Source organism: Sporosarcina sp. P33, assembly GCF_002077155.1.
Taxonomy (GTDB): Bacteria; Bacillota; Bacilli; order Bacillales_A; family Planococcaceae; genus Sporosarcina.
Genome location: NZ_CP015027.1, coordinates 1,032,501 through 1,053,666, shown reverse-complemented (window position 1 = coordinate 1,053,666; position 21,166 = coordinate 1,032,501). Strand labels below are relative to the sequence as shown.

Sequence of the window (21,166 nt, the reverse complement as noted above, 5' to 3'; positions counted from 1 at the left end):
TGTGAATGGTTATTTGCGTGCTTCTTCACGTTCATCATCAATTTTCTTCTTGAAACGTTTTGTTTCCATCACGACAATACCCGACAACCCAAGTAAACCGATTAAGTTCGGAATGGCCATCAAGCCGTTTAATACGTCTGCTAAAATCCATACGAGATCCAGTGAAGCCGTTGCGCCCACATAGATGAACAGTACGAATACTACGCGGTATGCAAGAACCGCTGCACGGTTAGGGAAGAGGTACTGGAAACATTTCTCTCCGTAATAACTCCATCCCAAAATAGTGGATGTAGCAAAGAATACCAGTCCGATAGAGACTAAAATGGGTCCAATGCCTCCAAGGAATGATCCAAATGCCTGTGCTGTCAATGCACCAGCGTCAATGGAAGTATCCTTCCATTGATTACTCATAACAATCGTAACACCCGTTATTGAACAAATGATCAGCGTGTCGAACAATACTTGTGTCATAGAAACAAGCGCCTGGCGTCCAGGAAGGTCTGTACGTGCTGCAGCAGCCGCGATTGGTGCGGAACCGAGACCTGCTTCGTTGGAGAATAATCCTCGGGCTACACCGAAACGAATAACTGTACCAATTGCTCCGCCTGCAACTGCCTGACCTGTAAATGCATCCGTGAAAATCAGACCAAATGCCGCTGGAACTTGCTCAATATTTAAGACCATAACAATCGCACCGGCAATGAAATAAAATAAAGCCATAATTGGCACGAAAAATGCTGTTACCCGGCCAATTGACTTGATGCCGCCAAGAATAACGAGTGCACCGAACAGAAGCAATGCGATTCCTGTAATATAATGCGGCACTGCAAATGTACTGCTCATGACATCTGCGACGGCTTTCGATTGCGTTCCGTTCCCGATGCCAAAAGCAGCCAAGGCGCCAAACAGTGCGAATAATACGCCGAGCCATTTTTGCTTAAGACCATGTTCGAGGTAGTACATCGGACCGCCGGCCATTAAGCCGTTTGAATCTTTGACACGATACTTAACAGCTAAAATTGCTTCACTGTACTTTGTTGCCATACCGAAGAATCCGGCCAGCCACATCCAGAAAATCGCACCCGGTCCCCCCGCCACGACAGCAGAAGCCACCCCGACGATGTTACCTACACCAACTGTTGCAGCCATTGCAGTCATCAGTGCCTGGAATTGGGAAATATCTCCGTCTGCTTTTTTATCGTGCTTTCTCGAAAAAACTTGTTTAAGTGAATAGGGCAGTAAACGTAATTGTATAAATGTTAAGCGCATAGATAAATAAATTCCGGTACCAATCAGCAAGATGAGCAGCGGGGGTCCCCAAATCAAATCAGACGCACTGGTCAAAAACTTCTCTATCGAATCCATTTCATCCCCTCCAATTTCTCTTAGTATTTGTATATGTTACAAAAGTCGTCTGAATCAACTCCTCTCTATAGTTTGTTATATGTATATGTTATTGTTAATAATCCAAAAAATAGAACGATTCGTCAAGCCTTTTTTCAATTTAGTACAACAAAGATTGTTTGGTAACCGGCAGTATGGGTATAATGAAGTGAGACGTAAACGTGAACAAGGAGGCGAAATGTATGGGTTCAAGTAAATTCGGGAGATATGTTTTAGGCGGCGCATTACTTGGTGCAGCGGTAAGTATGCTGGATCGCGCAACTAGACAGCAGACGATTACGACAGCAAGAACGTCGTATGAGAAAGTATTATATTACAAAGAAAATCCAGACATTGTAAAAAATGAATTCCAAGAGAAAAAAGAAAAAATGCAAACACTCATTGAACAAGTGAAAGGTGATGTCAATTACATCAAATCACAAGTTGATGAAATCAAGACGCTGACTCCGCAAGTGAAGGAGATGTTTGCGGATACAAAAGAAGCATTTTCCGATTCAAAATCGGAATATGAACAAATTATAGAAGATGATTCTACAGCTGCATCCACTGCTTCAGCAAATAAAGATGCAACGCTGCCTCCGATGGTCCAAAAAAAAAACGTAATACCTCTGGAGAATCAATAACAGTAAAAAAAATAAATGAAAGGGGGACACATCAGTTGAATCAACAAAAAAGTGCCCCTCCTTCAGATTCTGAGCCTGAATCAAACACTGAAAAAGTAAAAGAGTTTATTCAGGATATAAAGGACGGAGAAGAAGATGATTTTAATCCGGCTACTACGAGCGGGTTTTTCAAACATTTGATTATCCGTATGAAAGAATTGGATATTTCAGCGGCCGGTTCACAATTGGCTTTCTTTTTCCTTTTGTCATTATTCCCGCTATTAATCTTTCTTTTTACGTTACTGCCATACTTACAGTTAGATCAAAGTCAAATCTTTTTATTCATCCGTGAGTATGCTCCTGAAAGCACAGCTGCTTTAATTGAAGGGGTCCTCTCCGAAGTGCTTGACAATAGAAGCGGCGGCTTGCTGTCTATTGGTATTTTAGCGACGATCTGGTCAGCATCAAAGGGCATGGGGGCTGTAACAAAGGGGTTAAATCTGGCGTATGAAGTGGACGATGATAGAAACTTCTTCGTGACTAAGGGGTTATCGATTGCCTTTACGATTATGCTGATTGCAACGGTTATCGTTGCATTGGTGTTACCGATCTTTGGTGAACCGATCGGGAAGTTTGTATTCTCATTCATGGGGTTGGAAGATTCATTCCTGACAATATGGACAGTTGTGCGTTTTCTCATTCCGCCATTCCTGATTTTTGCAGTATTTTCTCTTCTGTACTGGCTCGTGCCAGGCATCAAGCTGCATTTTAAAAGTATACTTCCGGGCGCTGTATTTGCGACAATCGGATGGATTCTTACTTCACTCGGCTTCTCGTTCTATATTAGTAACTTTGGGAGCTATGCAAACACATACGGAAGTATTGCAGGAATCATCGTGTTAATTATGTGGCTTTATTTATCAGCCATTATTCTGCTGCTCGGCGGTACGATTAATGCGGTAATGAAAAAACGGTATGACCAAAAACATCCGGCGGCTTCATAAAAAGAGACTGGGACATAATATGAAAAAAGCGTAAAGGAGTTTATTTATTCCCTTACGCTTTTTTATGTCTATTTTTTAATAAGTACTTTGCAAAGCATTTGAGTGGACCGGAGCGGAAAAAGGCCGACTCCTGCGGGATTTAGCGCGAATGTTGAGACCCCGCAGGAGCGCCAGCGACGAGGAGGCTCAAGCGCGCCCCGCGGAAAGCGTGCCTTTTGGAGCGCAGGGGAACGGACTTTATTTTTAGTTTTGTCCCAGCCTCTTTTCTTATTGAATTTTATTGAGCATACGCAAGCCGTTCAGAATGACCAGGATGGTACTGCCTTCATGTCCGATTACACCCATCGGCAGATCGACTACCTGCATGAAGTTTGAGATGATCAGAATCGCGATTACAACTATTGAAAAGAATACATTTTGCTTAACGATCCGCTGCATCTTTCTGGAAAGCTTAATTGCGTAAGACAGCCGGTTTAAATCATTCTGCATTAGAACGACATCTGCAGTCTCAAGCGCTACATCTGTTCCTTCGCCCATTGCAATACCTGACGTGGCGGTGGCGAGCGCAGGTGCGTCGTTAATGCCGTCGCCGACCATCCCGACAGTGCCGTGCTCTTGTAATAATTTTTTGAGGTGAACCACTTTCTCTTCCGGCAGACACTCCGCTACGTACGAGTCCATCCCCACCTCGCCGGCAATTGCATGGGCAGTCTTTTCATTATCGCCGGTCAGCATGACGGTCCGTAGTCCGAGTGACTGAAGTGATTTAATGGCAGAGATTGCTTCTTCCCGCAAAGTATCCTGTAGAGCAGCCAATGCGACGATCCCTTCTTCATCCCTCATGAAAATGACGGTTTTACCTTCATTGGCAAGCGCAGACGCTATATCGTTCTGAAACTCTCTCGCCAGCTCTGGCCCAACGAATTTAGGATTCCCGATACGAATGTCACCTGATGCGGTTTCTGCCTTAATACCGAACCCGGGGACGTCTTCGATATGAAGATTGCGTTCAGGCTCCACTCCGAGCTCAGTCGCATAGCTAATGATTGCTCTCGCCAGCGGGTGATTGGACATGGATTCCACACCTGCAAATAAAGCAAGGGTTTCATTTTTATCTGCGCCTTCACGTACGATAAAATCCATCACTACAGGCTTGCCTGTCGTCAGTGTTCCGGTCTTATCAAATGCGAATGCCTTCAATGAACTTAAGTGCTCTAAGTGCACGCCGCCTTTAAATAACACACCTTTTCTCGCCCCGTTGGAAACAGCCGCAAGTGTTGCGGGCATAATCGAAGCCATTAATGCACAAGGGGAGGCAACTACTAATAAGACAATCGCACGGTAAAATGTAGTGGTCCAATCCCAGCCAAACAGGAAGTGGGGAAGGAACATCATAATAACTACTGCCGCCAATACGATTTTTACATAAGAGCCTTCAAAGCGTTCAATAAATTGCTGGGAAGGGGACTTCTCACTTTGCGCATTTTGCACCATAGTTATGATTTTTTGGAAAAGTGTCTCCGAGCTTGGCTTGGTCATCGTCATGCGGATTGCCCCGCTAATATTCACTGTGCCTGCAAATAGCTCATCATGTTCCTGCTTTGTTACTGGAATGGATTCACCGTTGATAGCAGACATATCAACTGAGGTGATGCCGCTAAGCACTTGGCCGTCCACGGGGATTCTTTCACCCGGTTTAACCAGCAGCACAGCGCCGATTGACAGCGACTCGGTAGGGACCTTTTTTTCACTGCCGTCCTCCATGATCAGCCACGCTTCTTCAGGCTGCATTTCCATTAAAGAAGAAATTTCTTTATGACTCTTATTAAGTGTATAGGTTTCCAGTGCGCCGCTGATAGCAAATATGAAAATAAGGATCGCGCCTTCTGCCCAATAACCGATAATCCCTGAACCGATAGCCGCAAAAACCATCAGCATCTCAACGTTTAACTCTTTATTCTTTATCGTTTCCTCGATGCCTTCCTTAGCTTTTGCGTAGCCTCCTATTAAGAACGCCGCGATATATAGCGTGATGGAAACAGTATCAGCGCTATTTTTGCTTAAAAGCCATGCTGCTAGAATGAGAATACCGGATAGTATGGCTGCGATAAGTTCAAATCGCGCAGACCAGTCAATCGTCTGTTCCTGTTTATCAGGCTGTTCTTTCGCAAATGTAGTCATTATATCTCCTCCTAATTGATAATGAAATTCACTTTCAAAACTCTGATTAAAGCAGTAAAGTCGACTCTACGTTTGTAGAGCCGACTTTACGGGCATTAAAATAGAATGAATATGAAGTTGTAATAGTTATTATCTACAGTATATCATTTCTCAAAGAGAAGTGATACTCAAATGACCAATTAATGCAAATTAGTTGAAAAGGTATAAAGTGACAGGATGAAAGGTGAGTCAGGGGAGCATCTTTCGCTGAAGATTTAATTTATCCATACGTACATGTCAATTTTCTAATTTCAAAAAAACAGCGAACGGTCATGACCGTTCGCTGCCTTTTTATTAGCTGAATACTTTTTCTTTGAATTGAGATAGCTTTTCGAGTGAAGATTTATCGACGTCAGCGTGGAGACTATTCCCGTGAGAGTCCATTGTCACGACTGAAGTGAAATCTTCTACGCGTAAATGCCACAGCGCCTCTGGAATACCGAACTCCAGCAAGTCTACGCCTTCTACTTCTTTAATACAGTCAGCATAATACTGTGCAGCGCCGCCGATTCCATTCAAGTACACTCCGCCGTGCTCCTGAAGAGCTGCGAGAGTTTTAGGCCCCATGCCGCCTTTACCGATGACAGCGCGGATACCGAACTTTTTCATGATATCTCCCTGATATGGTTCTTCACGAATGGAAGTGGTCGGGCCGGCAGCTTTAATTTCGTACTTGCCTTCTTCGTTTTTGAGAACTACCGGACCGCAGTGATAGATGACTTGACCGTTTAAATCGACCGGTGCGTCATTGTCCATCAAGTGCTTATGAATCGCATCGCGGCCAGTGTACATGCGGCCTGAAATTTTCACCACATCACCTACGCGCAGATCACGGATTTCTTCTTCCGAAATCGGCGCCTGCAGGTGAACAATACGTGCGGTAGATTTTGTTTCTTCTGCCGGCTGCTCGAATGCGATTTTCTCGCCTTCATTATAATGCCAGTCCATAATTTCGCCGGTTTCTGCATTGATGTTCACTGCCATACGGCGGTATGCCCAGCAGTTATATGCGACGGATACGTAGAAGCTGGCAGGAATGCGGTGCATAACGCCGATTTTACATCCAAGCAATGTCGCTTCGCCGCCAAAGCCCATTGTGCCGATACCAAGATGGTTTGCTTTTTCCAGCACATACTCTTCAAGCTGTGCCAGTTCTGGAACAGGATTACGGTCTGTTACGTCACGGAAAAGCTGTTCTTTAGCCAAATCATACCCTGAAGAGCGGTCGCCGCCGATCCCAACGCCGATGAATCCGGCAGAGCAGCCTTGCCCTTGTGCCTGATAGACGGAATGAAGGATACATTTGCGGATGCCATCCAAGTCGCGTCCCGCGCGGCCAAGGCCTTCTAATTCAGTAGGCAGACTGTACTGGATGTTCTTGTTTTCACATCCGCCGCCTTTAAGAATTAGTTTTGCTTCGATATAATCTTCTTCCCATTGTTCAAACTTTACAACAGGCAGGCCGATGCCCAAGTTGTTCCCGCTGTTGTCGCCAGTTAATGAGTCGACAGCGTTCGGGCGAAGTTTCCCTTTTTCCGTAGCTGCCTCAATGGCCCGCACGATTGCAGCTTTGATCTCCAATTGGTTCACGCCGACCGGAGTTTTGATCTTAAATGTAGGCAGGCCTGTATCCTGACAAATCGGGGACAGTTTATCGTCCGCCATATTGATGTTCTTTGCGATAGTATCCAAGCTCATTGCAGCGCTTGTGCCTTTATTTTCTTTTTCTTTTGCAGCAAGAATTGCGCGCCGAACGTCTTTCGGCAAGTTCGTAGACGTTTCGCAAACCAGGTCATACATACTCTTCTCAAGTGTCTCTATGTACATCTCAAAATCCCCCGTTAGTATATGTTATTTTTTAGTGCTGTCCATCTGTTCTTCTAATTCATCGAGTAACATGATCAAACGATCTATATCCTTTAGGTCGGTGTTTTCAGGTTCAATTGCCTCCAGGGTTTCAATGAATTGGTTGAATCGATTTTTCAGTTCAACGACTTGGTCTTTATTCTGTGAATTGTCCATACGTCCACCTCTTTCTGTCATTGATATCGTATACGAAAAGGCCATTTTTTTCAATCTGATTCTGTCGGAACACTTGCAAACTATTATGAAAGATATCAAATACAAATTATTTTATATAAACGCTTTACAAATGACTGAATAGTTGGTATAGTATGATTAATCAAAAGAAAAGGAGGTCGTAGTTATAAAGACGAATCGAATCCTAGACACGTGACAACGAAGGAGGGGATCCGTAACAGTCCAATAGAGGGAAGTACATTGGATAACTACGAATATAAAATGCAAATTGAAGATGAAACAAATAATTAGAGACCTTATCTGTTGTCGGTAATCCTGCAGATAAGGTCTCTTATTTATTGTGTAACAGTATTTCCTTTCTCATATTCCTGCACTAACTGATCAAGTGAATGAAATTTATACCCTTGCTTCTTCGCGTCTCTAATGAAGTCAGGCAACGCTTCAGCATTATCGGAGGAGACGGTATGCATTAAGATTACGGCTCCCGGATGAAGCTGATTCATCAGCTCATTGTAGGCATAGGCTTTTCCCTTTGGCTGATCCCGATGCCAGTCGATGAATGCAACGGACCAGAAAATATGCCGATAACCAAGTTCATTTCCTTTTTGCAGTAACTTTGCATTAAATACACCTTCAGGCGGCCGGGCGTAGATCGTGCGCTTTTGACCTGTCGCAGCATAAAGAATTTCGTCCAGCTTCTTCCATTCCTCTTCCATTTGCTGTTCAGATATGTTTGCCATATTTGGATGGTCATACGAATGGTTTCCAATACCGTGTCCATCCTTCACCATGCGTTTAACCAAATCGCTTGCGCTTTTTACATAATGGCCGGTCAAGAAAAACGTAGCAGGTGCCTTTTCTTTTTTCAATGTATCCAGAATGCTTTCGGTATATCCATTTTCATATCCATTGTCAAACGTCAGATACACGACTTTCTTATCTTCTTTCCCTTTATAAATTGCCCCGTAATCATCAAGCAATTTATCCAGCTCTGCACCGGCAGAAGGGGGAACTCCGTCCGTAGCCTTTTTAAATCCCCAATGAAATTCCTGTGCCTGTACCGTGAATGGGTTCATGACCACTCCGAACACCACTAAACACGATGCCAGTAAAATTCCTGACAGATGATGAGCCATTGTGCACCACTCCTTTTCAATAAGCATGTGCCAATACACTCTTTGTATGTATGGAAATAAACAAAAAACGTTTGCCAACACGTCAGCACGTCTTGACAAACATTCTTAGTCATTTCAATAAATTTTCAAGCGCTGGACGCAATGAAGGATAATCAAATGTAAATCCGTTGGCAAGCAGTTTTTGCGGCAACACGTGCTGCCCTTGCAAAACAACTATACTCTTTTCACCTAATGCCGCTTTCATTGCGAAGCTGGGAACTGGGAACCAATGCGGCCGGTGCAGGACTTTCCCAATCGTTTTACCAAACGCATTCATATGCATCGGGCTTGGAGCCACGACATTAACCGGACCTTCCACTGCCTTATTTTCCAATGAGAAAATGATTGCATTGGCAACGTCTTCTACATGTACCCAAGAAAACCACTGATTGCCTGAACCGATTTTGCCGCCTGCAAATAATTGATAAGGCAGTTTGATCAGTGGGAGTGCACCGCCGTCTTTACCAAGCACTATTCCAAAGCGTGTGCAGACAGTGCGTACACCGAGTTCAGCTGCCTGGCGGGCAAGCCCTTCCCAATCATAGACGGTTTTGGCGAGAAAATCATTACCGACTGCGGTCGACTCTTCTGTATATTGAGCAGTGAGCGAAGGCGGATAAATTCCAATTGCGCTTGCATTCACTAATACTTCTGGTTTAGCTGGCAGCACCCGCATGATGCGTAATACTTCTTGTGTAGCCGTCATCCGACTGTCGCGGATTTGCTTTTTTCGTTCTTCTGTCCATCGCCCGTCATCAATGGAGACTCCCGCTAAATTAATGAATGCATCCACGTGTCCCGCTTCATTTTCAGGCGAAGCGTGATCCGTCAGCCATTGAACATATTGAACTCCATTATGGTGTGAAGAAGGCTTGCGGGTAAAAATAATGACTTCATGACCTTTTTTCTTTAATTTCTCAGTTAAGATGCTGCCAATGAATCCTGTTCCCCCTGTTATAACCACTCTCATAACAGATTCCCTCCATTCTCCTGAAAATTAATACACTATTGCTGACCGCCACCGTAAGAAGCGTTATACTAAAACAAAGTAGGTGATGGAAACGTGCCGCTTATTACCAAAATATCACAACAAAAACGAGATAGCGAACGTTATAATATTTTCCTTGACGGTCAATATGCTTTCAGTGTCCATGAATCGGTGCTGGTGAAATTTGAACTTACAAAAGGAATGACACTGGACGACTGGGCATCAGATGAAATTGTCTATGCAGATCAGATTGAAAAAGCGTTTAACAGAGCGCTTCATTATTTATCATTTCGAATGCGAAGTGAAATGGAAGTCAAAAAGAAGCTGCTTGAAAAAGACTACGGAGAAGCAGTTGTCCTCGAAGCGATTGTAAAATTAAAGCGATTAGGCTTTTTAGATGATGAAGCATTTTCTGAAGCGCTTGTTCGTACAGAAAAAAACAGTTCGTTGAAGGGTCCGCGTGCGATTCAGCAATCCCTTTATAAGAAAGGTATACCCAAAGAACTTCAAACTCAAGCATTGGAGGAATATACAATGGAAGATCAACTGGCTAATGCAATGAAGCTTGCTGAAAAAACGATGCGTTCAAACAGTCAGCAGCCGCCTGCACAAGTGAAGCAGAAGATTCAAAACACATTAGCAAGAAAAGGATTTTCCTATCAGCAAATATCAGAAGTTCTCAGCAATGTAACGATTGAACGTGATGAGGATGAATGGTCCGAAATTACGTCCGCATTTGGGGAAAAGGCATGGAGACGCTATCAAAGCAAATATGCCGGCTCTGATCTCAGACAGCGTGTGAAACAATCGATGTACCAAAAAGGGATTCCGCTGAGTCAGATTGACCAATTTATTGAAATGAAAAGGAATGAAGAAGATGGATACTGAAAAACATTACAGTGAAATGAATGAAAATGAACTTCGCACTGAAATTGCGAATCTTATGGAGAAAGCGCGTAAAGCGGAACAGATGGGCATGGTCAGTGAATATGCAGTGCATCAAAGAAAAGCAGTGCTCGTTCAATCCTACCTTGTCGACCCCGCGACGATTAAGCCCGGCGAAATCTACCGGATTGAAGGGGATGACGGTGTTTTCTTCCAAGTGGATTATCTAAAAGGATTGTTCGCCTGGGGCTATCGCTTAGGCGGAGAAAAAGCAGAGGAAGCCTTGCCGATTGCTATGTTGAAAGACGTGAAAAGCGGAAAATAAACTAAAAGAGCGCTCGTGCATCTGCACGAACGTTCTTTAGTTATTGGGAGCAAAATTCAGCTTTTTTCGAAGTTTTTCTTCTGAGAAGATCCAGCCAGTATAAGAATTGACTACTTCGAGATCTTCATTGACATGCGCAACCGCCACGAACGGATAATATCCTTTACTGCGGTAACGTAAATCAATCAGGCGTACTTCGTAAATGTCATCGACTTCCGAAATTGACCAGCGATACAGAGGGGAGAACGAAACAAATGCCTGCATGTTCTGATCTTTGAGAGCTGCCTCGACTTGAGGAGACATTGGCATAGTTTCACGGTCAAAACGATCGTATAATGTAATCGAACGGCCGTATGCCCGTCCTACATAATGATTTACATCTGTCGTAGCTGCGATCCGCCATTGGAAGAAGTTCATTGTCGGTGCAATAAATATTTCTTTCGCATTTGGAATGGTCTTCTTTACAGCATGTTTTACTGCACGTTTGACAGCGAAACGCAACAGATAGTAGAGAAATATGACGATATAGAGTGTAGACATCGTAACGACAGGCTCTGTGCCAACTATCCACGCCGTGATTGCAATCACGTGAAGTCCGAAAATAATCGGATCAAATGTATTGATAACACCGATGGCAACCCATGTCTGAGAAAATGGCCGAAGAGCCTGTGTGCCATACGAGTTGAATATATCAACAAATACATGTGTAAATACCGCTAAAAATGTCCAAGCCCATACATGGAGAAAGATTGCTCCCGGAATAATGAACGTTAACAAAATGGAAATAAGCAGCGGCCATAGCATAACAGCTGGAACTGAATGTGTAATGCCGCGGTGATTACGTAAATAAACAGCGTTGTTCCGCAATTTCAGCACGGTATCAATGTCAGGAATTAATGAACCGACCATTATACCCGCAAAAACAGCGCTCATTGTGGCGGGCTCAGTGGCTACAACGGTATCCGCCAGTGCAAGCCCGCTGATTGCGACTCCCATCGCAATATGTGTGCCTGTATCCAAATTATCACTCCTTTACCGGAAGAGTTATATGCTATTAATAATTATATACCCTTTATCAAGATAACTAAAAGTATTTACATGAAGAAGTGAGGTCCCTATGCAAATCATTGAACAGAAGAAGGCTTTCCAAGACGCCTTATTGGGCTGGTATGAAGCTGAAAAAAGAGACTTGCCTTGGAGAAGAACCGATAATCCTTACTATATTTGGATCTCGGAAGTCATGCTGCAGCAGACGCGCGTAGAAACCGTTATCCCGTATTATGAACGTTTCATTGAAAGATTTCCGACTATGCAGGATTTGTCAGATGCACCGGAAGAGGATATTTTGAAAATGTGGGAAGGGCTCGGTTATTATTCCAGAGTGCGTAATTTGCAGTCGGGTGTGCGCGAAGTAGTTGAAACGTATGGAGGACAAGTGCCAAATAACCGAAAAGAGATTTCCACGTTAAAAGGAGTAGGACCTTATACAGCAGGTGCTATTTTAAGTATTGCCTATGGTGTGCCGGAACATGCAGTGGATGGAAATGTTATGCGGGTGCTGTCGAGAATTTTATTGATTGAAGAAGATATCGCCTTGGCGCGCAATAAAAAACTGTTTGAACAAGCCGTGATGGAATTAATATCCGAAGAAGATCCATCTTCCTTCAATCAGGCGCTGATGGAACTAGGAGCGACAATCTGTACGCCGAATCCTCATTGCCTACTATGCCCGGTCCGTGATTTTTGTATCGCATTTTCAGAAGGAAAACAACAGCAACTGCCGATCAAAATAAAAAAACAAAAAATGAAGCATGTGTCACTGGCTGCATTTGCGATTCAAAATGAAGAAGGGAACTGGCTGATGCAAAAACGACCGGACACCGGCCTGCTCGCAGGCTTATGGGAATTCCCGATGACGGAGCTGCAGGATGCGCCCGCTGTCGAGACATTTGAAAAAGAGCATCATGTAAAATTAAAAAACAGTATTGAACTGACACGGTTTTCCCACGTCTTTTCCCATATTACATGGGACATTCATGTATATCGTGCGCAGCTGGACAGTGAGCCATTCGAAAAAGATTTGCAGTTCTTCACGAAACAGCAAGTGGAAGCACTGCCTAAATCAAAACCTGTCCTGAAGATCATTGAACAGATGGAATGGTAAAAAATTCATAACCTGTCCCTGAATAAATGTCTGCCGATTGGACATCATTAGGGGTACGGAGGTGAATAATCCATGCCAAAGCAACCAAAAAACAACGCGCAGCAAGATCCATCTCAAACAGATGCAAATCAGGTGAGAAAGCAGAACGCGCAATCTGCGATGCAGCAATCGATGAATGAAGAGTTCGCTTCCGAGACGGACGTCAATCAAGTACGTCAGCAAAATGCACAGTCTGCAAAGAATATGCAGTCTTCTTCGTCCGCGATGCAATCATCTATGAACGAGGAGTTTGCATCTGAAACAGATGTCAACCAAGTGAGACAGCAAAACCGTAAATCAGAAGCGAACAAGCAGCAGGCTTCTGGAGCACGTGCAAATCAAAACAATAACTCAAACTGAATGCACGCTCCAACTACCGGTAGAAAAGGCTAACATAAGCCATTTCTACCGGTTTTCTTATGCGAAAAAGGATGCGGCAGACATACCCGGCACAATGAATTATGAAATAGATGGTTGAATCGTTTTAAATTTGGGAACGCAGTTGGTATAATGAACAGATAGCAAGAGCGGTGGAACACAGCTCAAAGGTGGTATAGAAAATGGCAATCCCAAAAGAAGGAGAAACGATACAGATCCACAGCTACAAACATAACGGCAAAATTCACCGTGTCTGGCAAGAAACGCTCGTATTAAAAGGCACACGCAATATCATTATCGGGGGAAATGAACGCACACTCGTTACGGAATCGGATGGACGCACATGGCTGACGCGTGAACCTTCCATTTGCTATTTCCATGCAGAAAATTGGTTCAACATCATTTGCATGCTGCGTGAAGACGGTGTTTACTATTATGTCAATATGAGTTCACCGTTTGTCTACGATGAAAAATCCTTGAAGTATATTGATTATGACTTGGACGTAAAAGTATTTCCGGACATGAGCTATCTGATCCTGGATGAGGATGAGTATGCGGATCATAAACGTCAAATGAACTATCCGGAAGTGATCGATCAAATCCTGCAGGATAACTTGAACAAGCTGCTGGGCTGGATCAAACAGAGAAAAGGTCCATTTGCACCCGACTTCATTGACGTATGGACATCACGTTATGATTTCTATAAGCGAATTCAGGACGAACAGTGCTAGACCTGCTTGCATTCATGCAAGTCAGGTTTTTTTACTAGGAGGGGCAGAATGGGTGAAAGCATTAAACGCTATCTTCAATTTGTAAAGCCGTATAATTGGCAAATTGTCCTCACCGTTCTGATCGGTGTTGTGAAATTTTCCATCCCTTTGTTTTTGCCATTATTGATTAAGATTGTAATTGACGATATTATCGGTTCGCCGACGATGAGTGACCCTGATAAAACAAAGTACTTATTTTATTGGCTTGGCGGCACCATTATCGTGTTCTTCTTAATTCGTCCGCCTGTCGAATATTATCGCCAGTACTATGCACAATATGTAAGTAATAAAATCCTTTTTGATATTCGTCAGTCATTGTACAGTCACTTGCAGAAGCTAGGTCTGCGTTTTTATTCCAATACGCGCGCGGGTGAAGTGATTTCACGCGTGATCAATGATGTCGAGCAGACAAAGAACTTTGTTATGATTGGCCTGATGAATGTCTGGCTGGATCTGGCGACGATTGTTATTGCGATCATCATCATGCTGACATTGGATGTGCAATTGACTCTCGTTACGCTGATTGCGTTCCCGTTCTATGCATTTAGCGTGAAATATTTCTTCGGCAGGCTGCGCCAATTGACGCGCAAACGATCTCAGTCGCTTGCCGATGTGCAAAGCTACCTGCATGAACGTGTGGCGGGTGTCAGTATCATCAAAAGTTTTGCGATTGAGGACAAAGAACAGGAACGTTTTGACGAAGTGAATAATAAATTCCTGGACCGCGCGATTGAGCACACGCGCTGGAACGCCAAAGCGTTTGCAGTTGTGAATACCATAACTGATGTAGCGCCATTACTCGTCATCGGCTATGCGGGCTATCAAGTCATTAATGGCTCATTATCTGTCGGGACTATGGTAGCGTTCATCGCGTTCATTGAACGGTTATATTCACCATTGCGCAGACTGGTTAATTCATCTACCTCCTTAACACAGTCATTTGCTTCTATGGACAGAGTGCTGGATTTAATGAATGAAAAGTATGATGTAACGGATCAAGAAGAGGCAAAAGCCTTGCCGCCGATTGACGGTGAAATCGAATTTGATCACGTAAGTTTTGCCTATGAAGAGGAAGAGGTTCTGTCGAATGTCAGCTTGAAAATCCGTCCGGGAGAAACGGCGGCATTAGTCGGAATGAGCGGCGGGGGAAAATCGACCATTATCAGTCTGATTCCGCGATTTTATGATGTGACAGCTGGTGCGATCCGTATCGACGGATATGATATCCGGGATATTCAAGTGAAATCTCTGCGTGATCAGATCGGGATGGTGCTTCAAGATTCAATCCTATTCAGTGATTCTGTTAAAAGCAATATACTGATGGGGAAACCGGAAGCGTCGGATGAAGAGGTAATCGCTGCAGCAAAAGCGGCGAATGCTCATGATTTCATCGAAACATTGAGTGAAGGGTATGACACGCGGGTTGGTGAGCGCGGTGTGAAGTTATCGGGCGGTCAAAAACAGCGAATCGCGATTGCACGTGTATTCCTGAAAAATCCTGCTTTGCTTATTTTGGATGAAGCAACGTCAGCGCTGGATTTGGAAAGTGAAGCGCTCATTCAGGAGTCGCTTGATCGGCTGGCCAAAGAGCGGACGACTTTAATTGTCGCGCACCGTCTTTCTACGATCACACATGCAGACTGTATTTATGTGATTGACCACGGAGAATTAAAAGAATCAGGCACCCACCAGGAATTGATGGAGCAAAACGGCACGTATGCCGGGCTGTTCAATCGACAGGAACTCGGCGGATAAGTAAAACGGCAGAAGACTTAAAAAAGTCTTCTGCCGTTTTTTAATAGAATTCATCTTCGAGCACGTTTTCTTCATCTTCAAAACGTGTTTGATAGGAAGTGATTAACGTATCCAAATGTTCCAGCTGCTCTTCGTAGTTCAGCATGGAAGAGAGAACATGGAGCAGATGGTAAGATGAAAATTCTTCTTCTTCGTTTGTGATTGCAATTTCTTTTACGAAAATATTCATTACTTCCTGCCGCTGTATAAAATCGCTTTCCATCTCGTTGTCATCAAGATCGGCTTTGAGCTTTCCGACGAATTTCAAATGAAGCTGTTCGTGATAGACAAGCAATGATTCCAAGCGTTCCTGAATCATCATACGGAAATGCTCGGGAAGATTGATGAGTTCATTTTCAAACTTATCCAGCCGCTTAAGTACATCGTAACTGCTGCGTGTGGTCCCGATCATCTGCCGGTAAACGACGAGCCGTCTTGCCTTTGTAGCGGAAGTTTTCTTGAAGTAACTGCGCTCTTCTTTAAACAGCAAGTACAGCTGATCAATCTGAATGAGACGTTCCTTTAATTTACTCAGCGATTTCTTCATAGCAGTGTGGTCGGAAGCCTGCCGGGCGGCAAGACGGGTCCATCGAATAATTTCATCCTGTGCCTGGTGAATGGCCTGAAACAGTTTAGTTTCATACTTTGGCGGCATGAATACCAAATTCACGATGAATGCTGCGAGGACACCTACTAATATAGTACCGACACGCAGAAGTGCAAACGTTAAAAAGGCTTCATCTTTTACTTCCATTACAGCAATCATTGTAACGAGTGCAAGTGACATGGATTTTTCAAGACCCAGCTTTAACATAATCGTCATAACAATAACGGCAGCCAAACCGACTACCACTAGCTGAGGTCCGAAAATAAGTGTGAATACTACAGCGACAGTGGCGCCAATTAAGTTACCCTGCAGCTGTTCGACGATTGTTAAGTACGATCTGTAAATAGAAGGCTGGATTGCGAAAATCGCCGCAATACCTGCGAATACTGAGGTAGGCAATCCGAGTAATTGTGCGAGAAACAGGGCAAAAACAATCGCAATACCCGTTTTAAAGACGCGGGCACCAAGTTTCATTGGGTAATTCCTTTCCTAAAAAAGCTCTTTTTTGCTACTTTACAATATACGCGGGCAACGGTCAATTGTTCCAGTTCAAAGTGCTTTAAATGAACGTTCAACCGCTTCGAGTGTTTCATTTATATCCTGTTCAGTATGGGCAGTAGTCAGGAACCATGCCTCGTACTTAGACGGCGCCAGGTTCACACCATTTTTCAGCATTTCCTTAAAGAAGCGTCCGAATATCTCCCCGTCAGTTGCTTCTGCCTGCTTATAATTCTCGACAGTCACATCGGTGAAGAACAATGTGAGTGCCCCGCCCAGACGGTTAATCGTCATCTTAATATTGTATTTCTTCGCCAGTTCAAGTATTCCATCTTCAAGCAAACCGCCCAGACGATCCATTTCATCGTAAATACCTGGCTCTTGCAGCACTTCGAGACAAGCGATTCCCGAAAGCATAGATGTCGGGTTTCCTGCCATTGTACCTGCCTGATACGCAGGGCCGAGCGGAGCGACCTGTTCCATGATTTCTTTCTTCCCGCCATAGGCACCAATTGGTAAGCCGCCGCCGATAATTTTCCCGAACGCAGTCAGATCAGGCTGGTGGCCAAGCAATGTTTGTGCTGCTCCGTAATGGAAACGGAAAGCTGTGATGACTTCATCGTAAATTGTCAGAACGCCCTGTTTTTCAGCAAGCTCATGGACAAGTTCGAGGAAACCTTCCTTTGGCTCAACGATACCGAAATTCCCGACGATAGGCTCGATCAAAATACAAGCCAGTTCATCGCCCCATTGTTCCATTGCCGCTTTATAGCTCTTGGGATCATTGAACGGAATCGTGATGACTTCTTTCGCGATAGATGATGGAACGCCGGCAGAATCCGGTGTGCCTAGTGTTGCTGGACCAGATCCGGCAGCGACAAGCACTAAATCCGAGTGGCCGTGATAGCAGCCTGCGAATTTCATGATTTTTGTCCGGCCGGTATAGGCTCTTGCGACACGGATTGTTGTCATGACGGCCTCGGTGCCTGAATTGACAAAACGCACTTTATCCATTCCCGGAATCGCTTCTTTCAGCATTTTCGCGAATTGTACTTCGTGGCGGGTAGGTGTACCATACAGAACACCATTTTCCGCTGCCTTTGTGATCGCTTTTGTTATGTGGGGGTGCGCATGTCCGGTAATGATTGGACCATAAGCCCCCAAATAGTCAATATATCGGTTACCGTCAACGTCATAAAAATAAGCACCTTCTGCACGTTCCATAACAGTAGGAGCCCCGCCGCCGACAGCGCCATATGCTCTTGCCGGGCTGTTGACACCTCCGACAATATGTTCCAGTGCTTCTGCGTAGATTGCTTCTGAATTTTTTCGGTTCATAAGTGAATTCCTCCAAATCAATTGTACGCTATCCATTTTAGCATTAAATGGAGTGAAGTCTCTACTTTCCGGTTGAAGTCTAGGTAAATTGTAAAATTCAAATACTTCCGATACGATAAGTATGAAGTGATTTTACTATGCGACATGCTTCCATAGAATAAAGGAGGAATTTATCAGTGAATCAATTAGAAGGAAAACAAGCGCCTGCATTTACACTGCCTAATGAAAACGGGGAAATGGTTTCATTAGAAGAATTTAAAGGGAAAAACTATGTAGTATTGTATTTTTATCCGAAAGACGCAACGCCGGGCTGCACGACAGAGGCTTGTGATTTTCGCGATGCGCAGCCAGACTTTGAAGACTTGAATGCGGTAGTGCTGGGAGTAAGTCCAGACCCTGCAGCATCTCACCAAAAATTTATTGCCAAACACGGGCTGCCGTTTTCATTGCTTGTAGATGAAGATCACGCAGCAGCAGAGGCATACGGCGTGTGGAAGCTGAAGAAGAATTTCGGCAAAGAGTACATGGGAATTGAACGGTCGACATTCTTAATTGATCCAACAGGCACTGTAGTGAAAGAGTGGCGGAAGGTCCGTGTGAAAGGCCATGTGGAAGATGCGCTGACGACATTGAGACAACTGACAAAATAGGAGGCAGCCGTATGAAGGTGTTATTCACATTTAAAATTAAAACAACCTTTAAAGAACAGCTGAAAGTGAAATATCCGGATGTTGATTTTATTTACACGACTGCAATTGATGAGGTTCCCTTAGATGATATTGAGGTCATCGTGACAGATGGAGGCGACCTGAGGGATGAACATATTGTGAAAGCGGCCGCCTTGAAGTGGGTAATGGTGGCGGCAGTGGGAGTCGATACATTACCGCTTGAAGCGCTGCAAAAGCGGAGCATCATGGTTACTAACTCGCACGGCGTACATAAAATGCCGTTAGCAGAGTCGGTATTGGCACATTTATTGTCGCTTGAACGCGGCCTGCCGGGTATTTATAAAAGGCAGCCGGAGAAAAAGTGGAAGTTGGATACGCTGCCGGGTGAGGTAAACCATTCTACGGCTATAATAGTAGGAACCGGGGCAATCGGAGGAGAAATCGGCCGGCTGCTGCAGGCATTCCATGTTTATACGATTGGCTGCAACCGTTCAGGCCATGAGAGCCCTTTTATGGATGAAACAATTTCATTAGAGGAGATTTTTGAGAAATTGCCGGAAGCGGACTATGTCATTTCTATCCTGCCGAGTACACCGCAGACGAGATGGATTTATCAGCCGGAGCATTTTCGGGCTATGAAAGATACGGCCGTCTTTATGAATGTCGGCAGAGGAGATGCTGTCAAAGAGCAATATATCCTGGATGCACTGAAGCAGAATGAAATCCGTCATGCCGTCCTGGATGTCTTTGAGACAGAACCATTACCTGAAAACAGCCCGTTTTGGGAATTGACGAACTGTACAGTGTCACCGCATATGTCAAGTCTGTCTGATCAATATGTCAAACGATCTCTTAATATTATGGATACCAATCTTAATAAATGGCTGTCAGGGGATAAAAATCTTATTAATCAAGTCGACTTGGCCAAAGGTTATTGAAGTATATCGGATGATTGGCAGAAAAGTTGACAATGTACTCCTTCATTGAGTAAACTAATTATAATGATTATAAAGAAGTAATCCTTATGAAGTGAGGTGCATTACGATGCCAGGAGTGTTCTTGAAAGATGCGCTCGTTACATTGAAAGAAAGTGGTGTTAGAATTACTCCGCAACGACATGCGATTTTGGAGTATCTGATCACTTCTAAGTCACATCCGACTGCCGATGAGATTTATAAAGCGCTTGAAGCGGATTTTCCTAATATGAGTGTAGCGACTGTATATAATAATTTACGTGTTTTCCAAAACTCAGGACTTGTAAAAGAGCTGACGTATGGAGACGCATCAAGTCGTTTTGATTTTGTAACACATGATCATTACCATATTATTTGTGACGATTGCGGAAAGATTGTGGATTTTCATCATCCCGGTCTGGAAGAAGTGGAACGGCTTGCGGCACATGTAACTGGATTCCAAGTGAATTCACATCGTTTAGAAGTGTATGGCACATGTCCGCAGTGCGCAGCAAAACAAAATTCGGAAGCAAAATAAAACGAGTGTAACCCAATCGGGCTACGCTCGTTTTTTATTGTTCGTCATGTTTAACTTTTTTATTATACGATACATCAAACTCTTTGCCTTCCAGATCCGGATCAAGTGTCAATGGCTCCCGGCAATGTCCGCACATATCAACGCGTCCGAGCATTTTCGTATGCTTTCCGCAGTTTGGACATTTAATCCTGACGGCTCTCGTGGACAAGGTGCCGATCCATGCATATACGACTGTACTTCCGATGATTGCGATGACTCCCAGGAACATGAAGATCAGCATGACAATTTCATTGGAACGGAAAAAGATGCCGATATACATAATGACGACCCCGATGAAAATAAGTGACAAGGCAAATGAACGAATACGATTTATTTTATTTTTGTAAGGCTTCATCTAAAGTTTCCTCCTAACACTATCCTCACCTAATATATCATATTATAAAATAATTGCAGTACAATCTCCCTCTAAATTAAAGGATTTTATGTGAAATTCGTCGAAATAAAGTATTCGAGACTACCAAGTAAAGAACCAGGAGGCGAGAACGTGGAACAAATGCTGCGGCCTGTTTATCAGGAAAGGGCCAGTTTGCCTGACACATTAAGCGTACTTCTTATAGGAAACCAAAGAGAAGACGATCCAATTACCGATACATTTGATGAGATTTTGTTCATTATTACGCAAGACAATAGTATACCAATCCAGACAAAACACTACACAGACGGTAAACGCAAGGCGGCAATGCATATCATTAGCGAGCGCCAGCTGACACATTGGC

Annotated in this window: 22 protein-coding genes (1 of these 22 running past the window's edge); 12 read left to right on the top strand and 10 right to left on the bottom strand. The window is 43.9% G+C overall.

Going from position 1 to position 21,166, the window contains the following annotated elements; genetic code table 11:
* Positions 1-9: 9 nt before the first annotated feature.
* Positions 10-1,365 carry an alanine/glycine:cation symporter family protein gene (locus SporoP33_RS05365; RefSeq protein WP_081242764.1) on the bottom strand — a complete coding sequence of 452 codons (1,356 nt, stop codon included), beginning with the start codon at positions 1,363-1,365 and terminating at the stop codon, positions 10-12.
* Positions 1,366-1,586: 221 nt separating this feature from the next.
* Here SporoP33_RS05365 and SporoP33_RS05360 point away from each other — a divergent pair, with 221 nt between their 5' ends.
* Complete coding sequence (locus SporoP33_RS05360; RefSeq protein WP_081242763.1) at positions 1,587-2,027, top strand: hypothetical protein; 441 nt, start codon at positions 1,587-1,589, stop codon at positions 2,025-2,027.
* Between the two features lie 35 nt (positions 2,028-2,062).
* Positions 2,063-3,010: a YihY/virulence factor BrkB family protein gene (locus tag SporoP33_RS05355; RefSeq protein ID WP_081242762.1), complete on the top strand. Its 948-nt coding sequence runs from the start codon at positions 2,063-2,065 to the stop codon at positions 3,008-3,010.
* Positions 3,011-3,277: 267 nt separating this feature from the next.
* Here SporoP33_RS05355 and SporoP33_RS05350 read toward each other — a convergent pair whose 3' ends face one another.
* The 5 genes from SporoP33_RS05350 to SporoP33_RS05335 all read right to left on the bottom strand — a co-directional run bounded on the left by SporoP33_RS05350 (position 3,278) and on the right by SporoP33_RS05335 (position 9,415).
* The gene (locus SporoP33_RS05350; protein ID WP_081242761.1) at positions 3,278-5,191 is read right to left on the bottom strand and encodes a heavy metal translocating P-type ATPase; all 1,914 of its coding nucleotides are present in this window, start codon (positions 5,189-5,191) and stop codon (positions 3,278-3,280) included.
* Between the two features lie 333 nt (positions 5,192-5,524).
* Positions 5,525-7,057, bottom strand: coding sequence for a fumarate hydratase (locus tag SporoP33_RS05345; RefSeq protein WP_081242760.1), 1,533 nt, complete (start codon positions 7,055-7,057; stop codon positions 5,525-5,527).
* A gap of 24 nt (positions 7,058-7,081) precedes the next feature.
* Positions 7,082-7,252 carry an SE1561 family protein gene (locus tag SporoP33_RS16210; RefSeq protein WP_099662799.1) on the bottom strand — a complete coding sequence of 57 codons (171 nt, stop codon included), beginning with the start codon at positions 7,250-7,252 and terminating at the stop codon, positions 7,082-7,084.
* A 353-nt stretch (positions 7,253-7,605) separates the two neighbouring features.
* Positions 7,606-8,406, bottom strand: coding sequence for a delta-lactam-biosynthetic de-N-acetylase (gene pdaA, locus SporoP33_RS05340; protein WP_081242759.1), 801 nt, complete (start codon positions 8,404-8,406; stop codon positions 7,606-7,608).
* A 109-nt stretch (positions 8,407-8,515) separates the two neighbouring features.
* Complete coding sequence (locus SporoP33_RS05335; RefSeq protein WP_081242758.1) at positions 8,516-9,415, bottom strand: TIGR01777 family oxidoreductase; 900 nt, start codon at positions 9,413-9,415, stop codon at positions 8,516-8,518.
* Between the two features lie 93 nt (positions 9,416-9,508).
* On the opposite strand from SporoP33_RS05335, the gene recX reads away from it, so the two are divergent.
* Positions 9,509-10,321 carry a recombination regulator RecX gene (gene recX, locus SporoP33_RS05330; protein WP_081242757.1) on the top strand — a complete coding sequence of 271 codons (813 nt, stop codon included), beginning with the start codon at positions 9,509-9,511 and terminating at the stop codon, positions 10,319-10,321.
* Positions 10,311-10,643 (top strand): YfhH family protein, encoded by a 333-nt coding sequence (locus SporoP33_RS05325; RefSeq protein ID WP_081242756.1) that lies wholly within the window; start codon positions 10,311-10,313, stop codon positions 10,641-10,643. The genes recX and SporoP33_RS05325 overlap by 11 nt, the downstream gene beginning before the upstream one ends.
* A gap of 36 nt (positions 10,644-10,679) precedes the next feature.
* On the opposite strand, the gene SporoP33_RS05320 is transcribed toward SporoP33_RS05325, so the two are convergent.
* On the bottom strand, positions 10,680-11,663 hold the full coding sequence (locus SporoP33_RS05320; RefSeq protein WP_081242755.1) for a metal-dependent hydrolase: 984 nt from the start codon (positions 11,661-11,663) through the stop codon (positions 10,680-10,682).
* A 97-nt stretch (positions 11,664-11,760) separates the two neighbouring features.
* Here SporoP33_RS05320 and mutY point away from each other — a divergent pair, with 97 nt between their 5' ends.
* The 4 genes from mutY to SporoP33_RS05300 all read left to right on the top strand — a co-directional run bounded on the left by mutY (position 11,761) and on the right by SporoP33_RS05300 (position 15,749).
* Positions 11,761-12,807, top strand: coding sequence for an A/G-specific adenine glycosylase (gene mutY / locus SporoP33_RS05315; protein ID WP_081242754.1), 1,047 nt, complete (start codon positions 11,761-11,763; stop codon positions 12,805-12,807).
* A gap of 72 nt (positions 12,808-12,879) precedes the next feature.
* Positions 12,880-13,206: a gamma-type small acid-soluble spore protein gene (locus SporoP33_RS05310; protein ID WP_081242753.1), complete on the top strand. Its 327-nt coding sequence runs from the start codon at positions 12,880-12,882 to the stop codon at positions 13,204-13,206.
* Positions 13,207-13,406: 200 nt separating this feature from the next.
* Entirely contained in the window at positions 13,407-13,955 is a 549-nt protein-coding gene (locus tag SporoP33_RS05305; RefSeq protein WP_081242752.1) for a nucleoside tri-diphosphate phosphatase, read from the top strand.
* 48 nt (positions 13,956-14,003) lie between these two features.
* Positions 14,004-15,749: an ABC transporter ATP-binding protein gene (locus SporoP33_RS05300; protein WP_081242751.1), complete on the top strand. Its 1,746-nt coding sequence runs from the start codon at positions 14,004-14,006 to the stop codon at positions 15,747-15,749.
* 40 nt (positions 15,750-15,789) lie between these two features.
* On the opposite strand, the gene SporoP33_RS05295 is transcribed toward SporoP33_RS05300, so the two are convergent.
* Together SporoP33_RS05295 and SporoP33_RS05290 are read right to left on the bottom strand one after the other, a co-directional pair.
* Positions 15,790-16,869 carry an FUSC family protein gene (locus tag SporoP33_RS05295; RefSeq protein WP_081242750.1) on the bottom strand — a complete coding sequence of 360 codons (1,080 nt, stop codon included), beginning with the start codon at positions 16,867-16,869 and terminating at the stop codon, positions 15,790-15,792.
* 75 nt (positions 16,870-16,944) lie between these two features.
* Entirely contained in the window at positions 16,945-18,231 is a 1,287-nt protein-coding gene (locus SporoP33_RS05290) for a glutamate-1-semialdehyde 2,1-aminomutase (RefSeq protein WP_081242749.1), read from the bottom strand.
* Positions 18,232-18,407: 176 nt separating this feature from the next.
* Here SporoP33_RS05290 and bcp point away from each other — a divergent pair, with 176 nt between their 5' ends.
* The 3 genes from bcp to perR all read left to right on the top strand — a co-directional run bounded on the left by bcp (position 18,408) and on the right by perR (position 20,390).
* A complete protein-coding gene (bcp, locus tag SporoP33_RS05285; RefSeq protein ID WP_081242748.1) occupies positions 18,408-18,881 on the top strand; it encodes a thioredoxin-dependent thiol peroxidase in 474 nt (157 codons plus the stop codon).
* Positions 18,882-18,892: 11 nt separating this feature from the next.
* Complete coding sequence (locus SporoP33_RS05280) at positions 18,893-19,837, top strand: D-2-hydroxyacid dehydrogenase (protein ID WP_081242747.1); 945 nt, start codon at positions 18,893-18,895, stop codon at positions 19,835-19,837.
* A gap of 106 nt (positions 19,838-19,943) precedes the next feature.
* Positions 19,944-20,390 carry a peroxide-responsive transcriptional repressor PerR gene (gene perR, locus SporoP33_RS05275; RefSeq protein WP_081242746.1) on the top strand — a complete coding sequence of 149 codons (447 nt, stop codon included), beginning with the start codon at positions 19,944-19,946 and terminating at the stop codon, positions 20,388-20,390.
* 34 nt (positions 20,391-20,424) lie between these two features.
* On the opposite strand, the gene SporoP33_RS05270 is transcribed toward perR, so the two are convergent.
* Positions 20,425-20,784, bottom strand: coding sequence for a YgzB family protein (locus tag SporoP33_RS05270; protein WP_081242745.1), 360 nt, complete (start codon positions 20,782-20,784; stop codon positions 20,425-20,427).
* 159 nt (positions 20,785-20,943) lie between these two features.
* Here SporoP33_RS05270 and SporoP33_RS05265 point away from each other — a divergent pair, with 159 nt between their 5' ends.
* Positions 20,944-21,166 carry the 5' end (the start) of a nucleotidyltransferase-like protein gene (locus SporoP33_RS05265; RefSeq protein ID WP_369821968.1) on the top strand. The gene runs 641 nt beyond the window's last position, so 223 of the gene's 864 nt are visible here — the first part of the coding sequence; it begins with the start codon at positions 20,944-20,946; its stop codon lies beyond the right edge, outside the window.

What these genes read in the sequence shown, in the direction of transcription:
- pdaA (WP_081242759.1), bottom strand. Translation starts at nt 8,406, where the DNA reads ATGGCTCATCATCTGTCAGGAATTTTACTGGCATCGTGTTTAGTGGTG.
- SporoP33_RS05335 (WP_081242758.1), bottom strand. Translation starts at nt 9,415, where the DNA reads ATGAGAGTGGTTATAACAGGGGGAACAGGATTCATTGGCAGCATCTTA.
- SporoP33_RS05310 (WP_081242753.1), top strand. Translation starts at nt 12,880, where the DNA reads ATGCCAAAGCAACCAAAAAACAACGCGCAGCAAGATCCATCTCAAACA.
- mutY (WP_081242754.1), top strand. Translation starts at nt 11,761, where the DNA reads ATGCAAATCATTGAACAGAAGAAGGCTTTCCAAGACGCCTTATTGGGC.
- SporoP33_RS05365 (WP_081242764.1), bottom strand. Translation starts at nt 1,365, where the DNA reads ATGGATTCGATAGAGAAGTTTTTGACCAGTGCGTCTGATTTGATTTGG.
- SporoP33_RS05325 (WP_081242756.1), top strand. Translation starts at nt 10,311, where the DNA reads ATGGATACTGAAAAACATTACAGTGAAATGAATGAAAATGAACTTCGC.
- SporoP33_RS05345 (WP_081242760.1), bottom strand. Translation starts at nt 7,057, where the DNA reads ATGTACATAGAGACACTTGAGAAGAGTATGTATGACCTGGTTTGCGAA.
- SporoP33_RS05305 (WP_081242752.1), top strand. Translation starts at nt 13,407, where the DNA reads ATGGCAATCCCAAAAGAAGGAGAAACGATACAGATCCACAGCTACAAA.
- SporoP33_RS16210 (WP_099662799.1), bottom strand. Translation starts at nt 7,252, where the DNA reads ATGGACAATTCACAGAATAAAGACCAAGTCGTTGAACTGAAAAATCGA.
- SporoP33_RS05280 (WP_081242747.1), top strand. Translation starts at nt 18,893, where the DNA reads ATGAAGGTGTTATTCACATTTAAAATTAAAACAACCTTTAAAGAACAG.
- SporoP33_RS05350 (WP_081242761.1), bottom strand. Translation starts at nt 5,191, where the DNA reads ATGACTACATTTGCGAAAGAACAGCCTGATAAACAGGAACAGACGATT.
- SporoP33_RS05300 (WP_081242751.1), top strand. Translation starts at nt 14,004, where the DNA reads ATGGGTGAAAGCATTAAACGCTATCTTCAATTTGTAAAGCCGTATAAT.
- SporoP33_RS05270 (WP_081242745.1), bottom strand. Translation starts at nt 20,784, where the DNA reads ATGAAGCCTTACAAAAATAAAATAAATCGTATTCGTTCATTTGCCTTG.
- perR (WP_081242746.1), top strand. Translation starts at nt 19,944, where the DNA reads ATGCCAGGAGTGTTCTTGAAAGATGCGCTCGTTACATTGAAAGAAAGT.
- SporoP33_RS05295 (WP_081242750.1), bottom strand. Translation starts at nt 16,869, where the DNA reads ATGAAACTTGGTGCCCGCGTCTTTAAAACGGGTATTGCGATTGTTTTT.
- SporoP33_RS05360 (WP_081242763.1), top strand. Translation starts at nt 1,587, where the DNA reads ATGGGTTCAAGTAAATTCGGGAGATATGTTTTAGGCGGCGCATTACTT.
- SporoP33_RS05290 (WP_081242749.1), bottom strand. Translation starts at nt 18,231, where the DNA reads ATGAACCGAAAAAATTCAGAAGCAATCTACGCAGAAGCACTGGAACAT.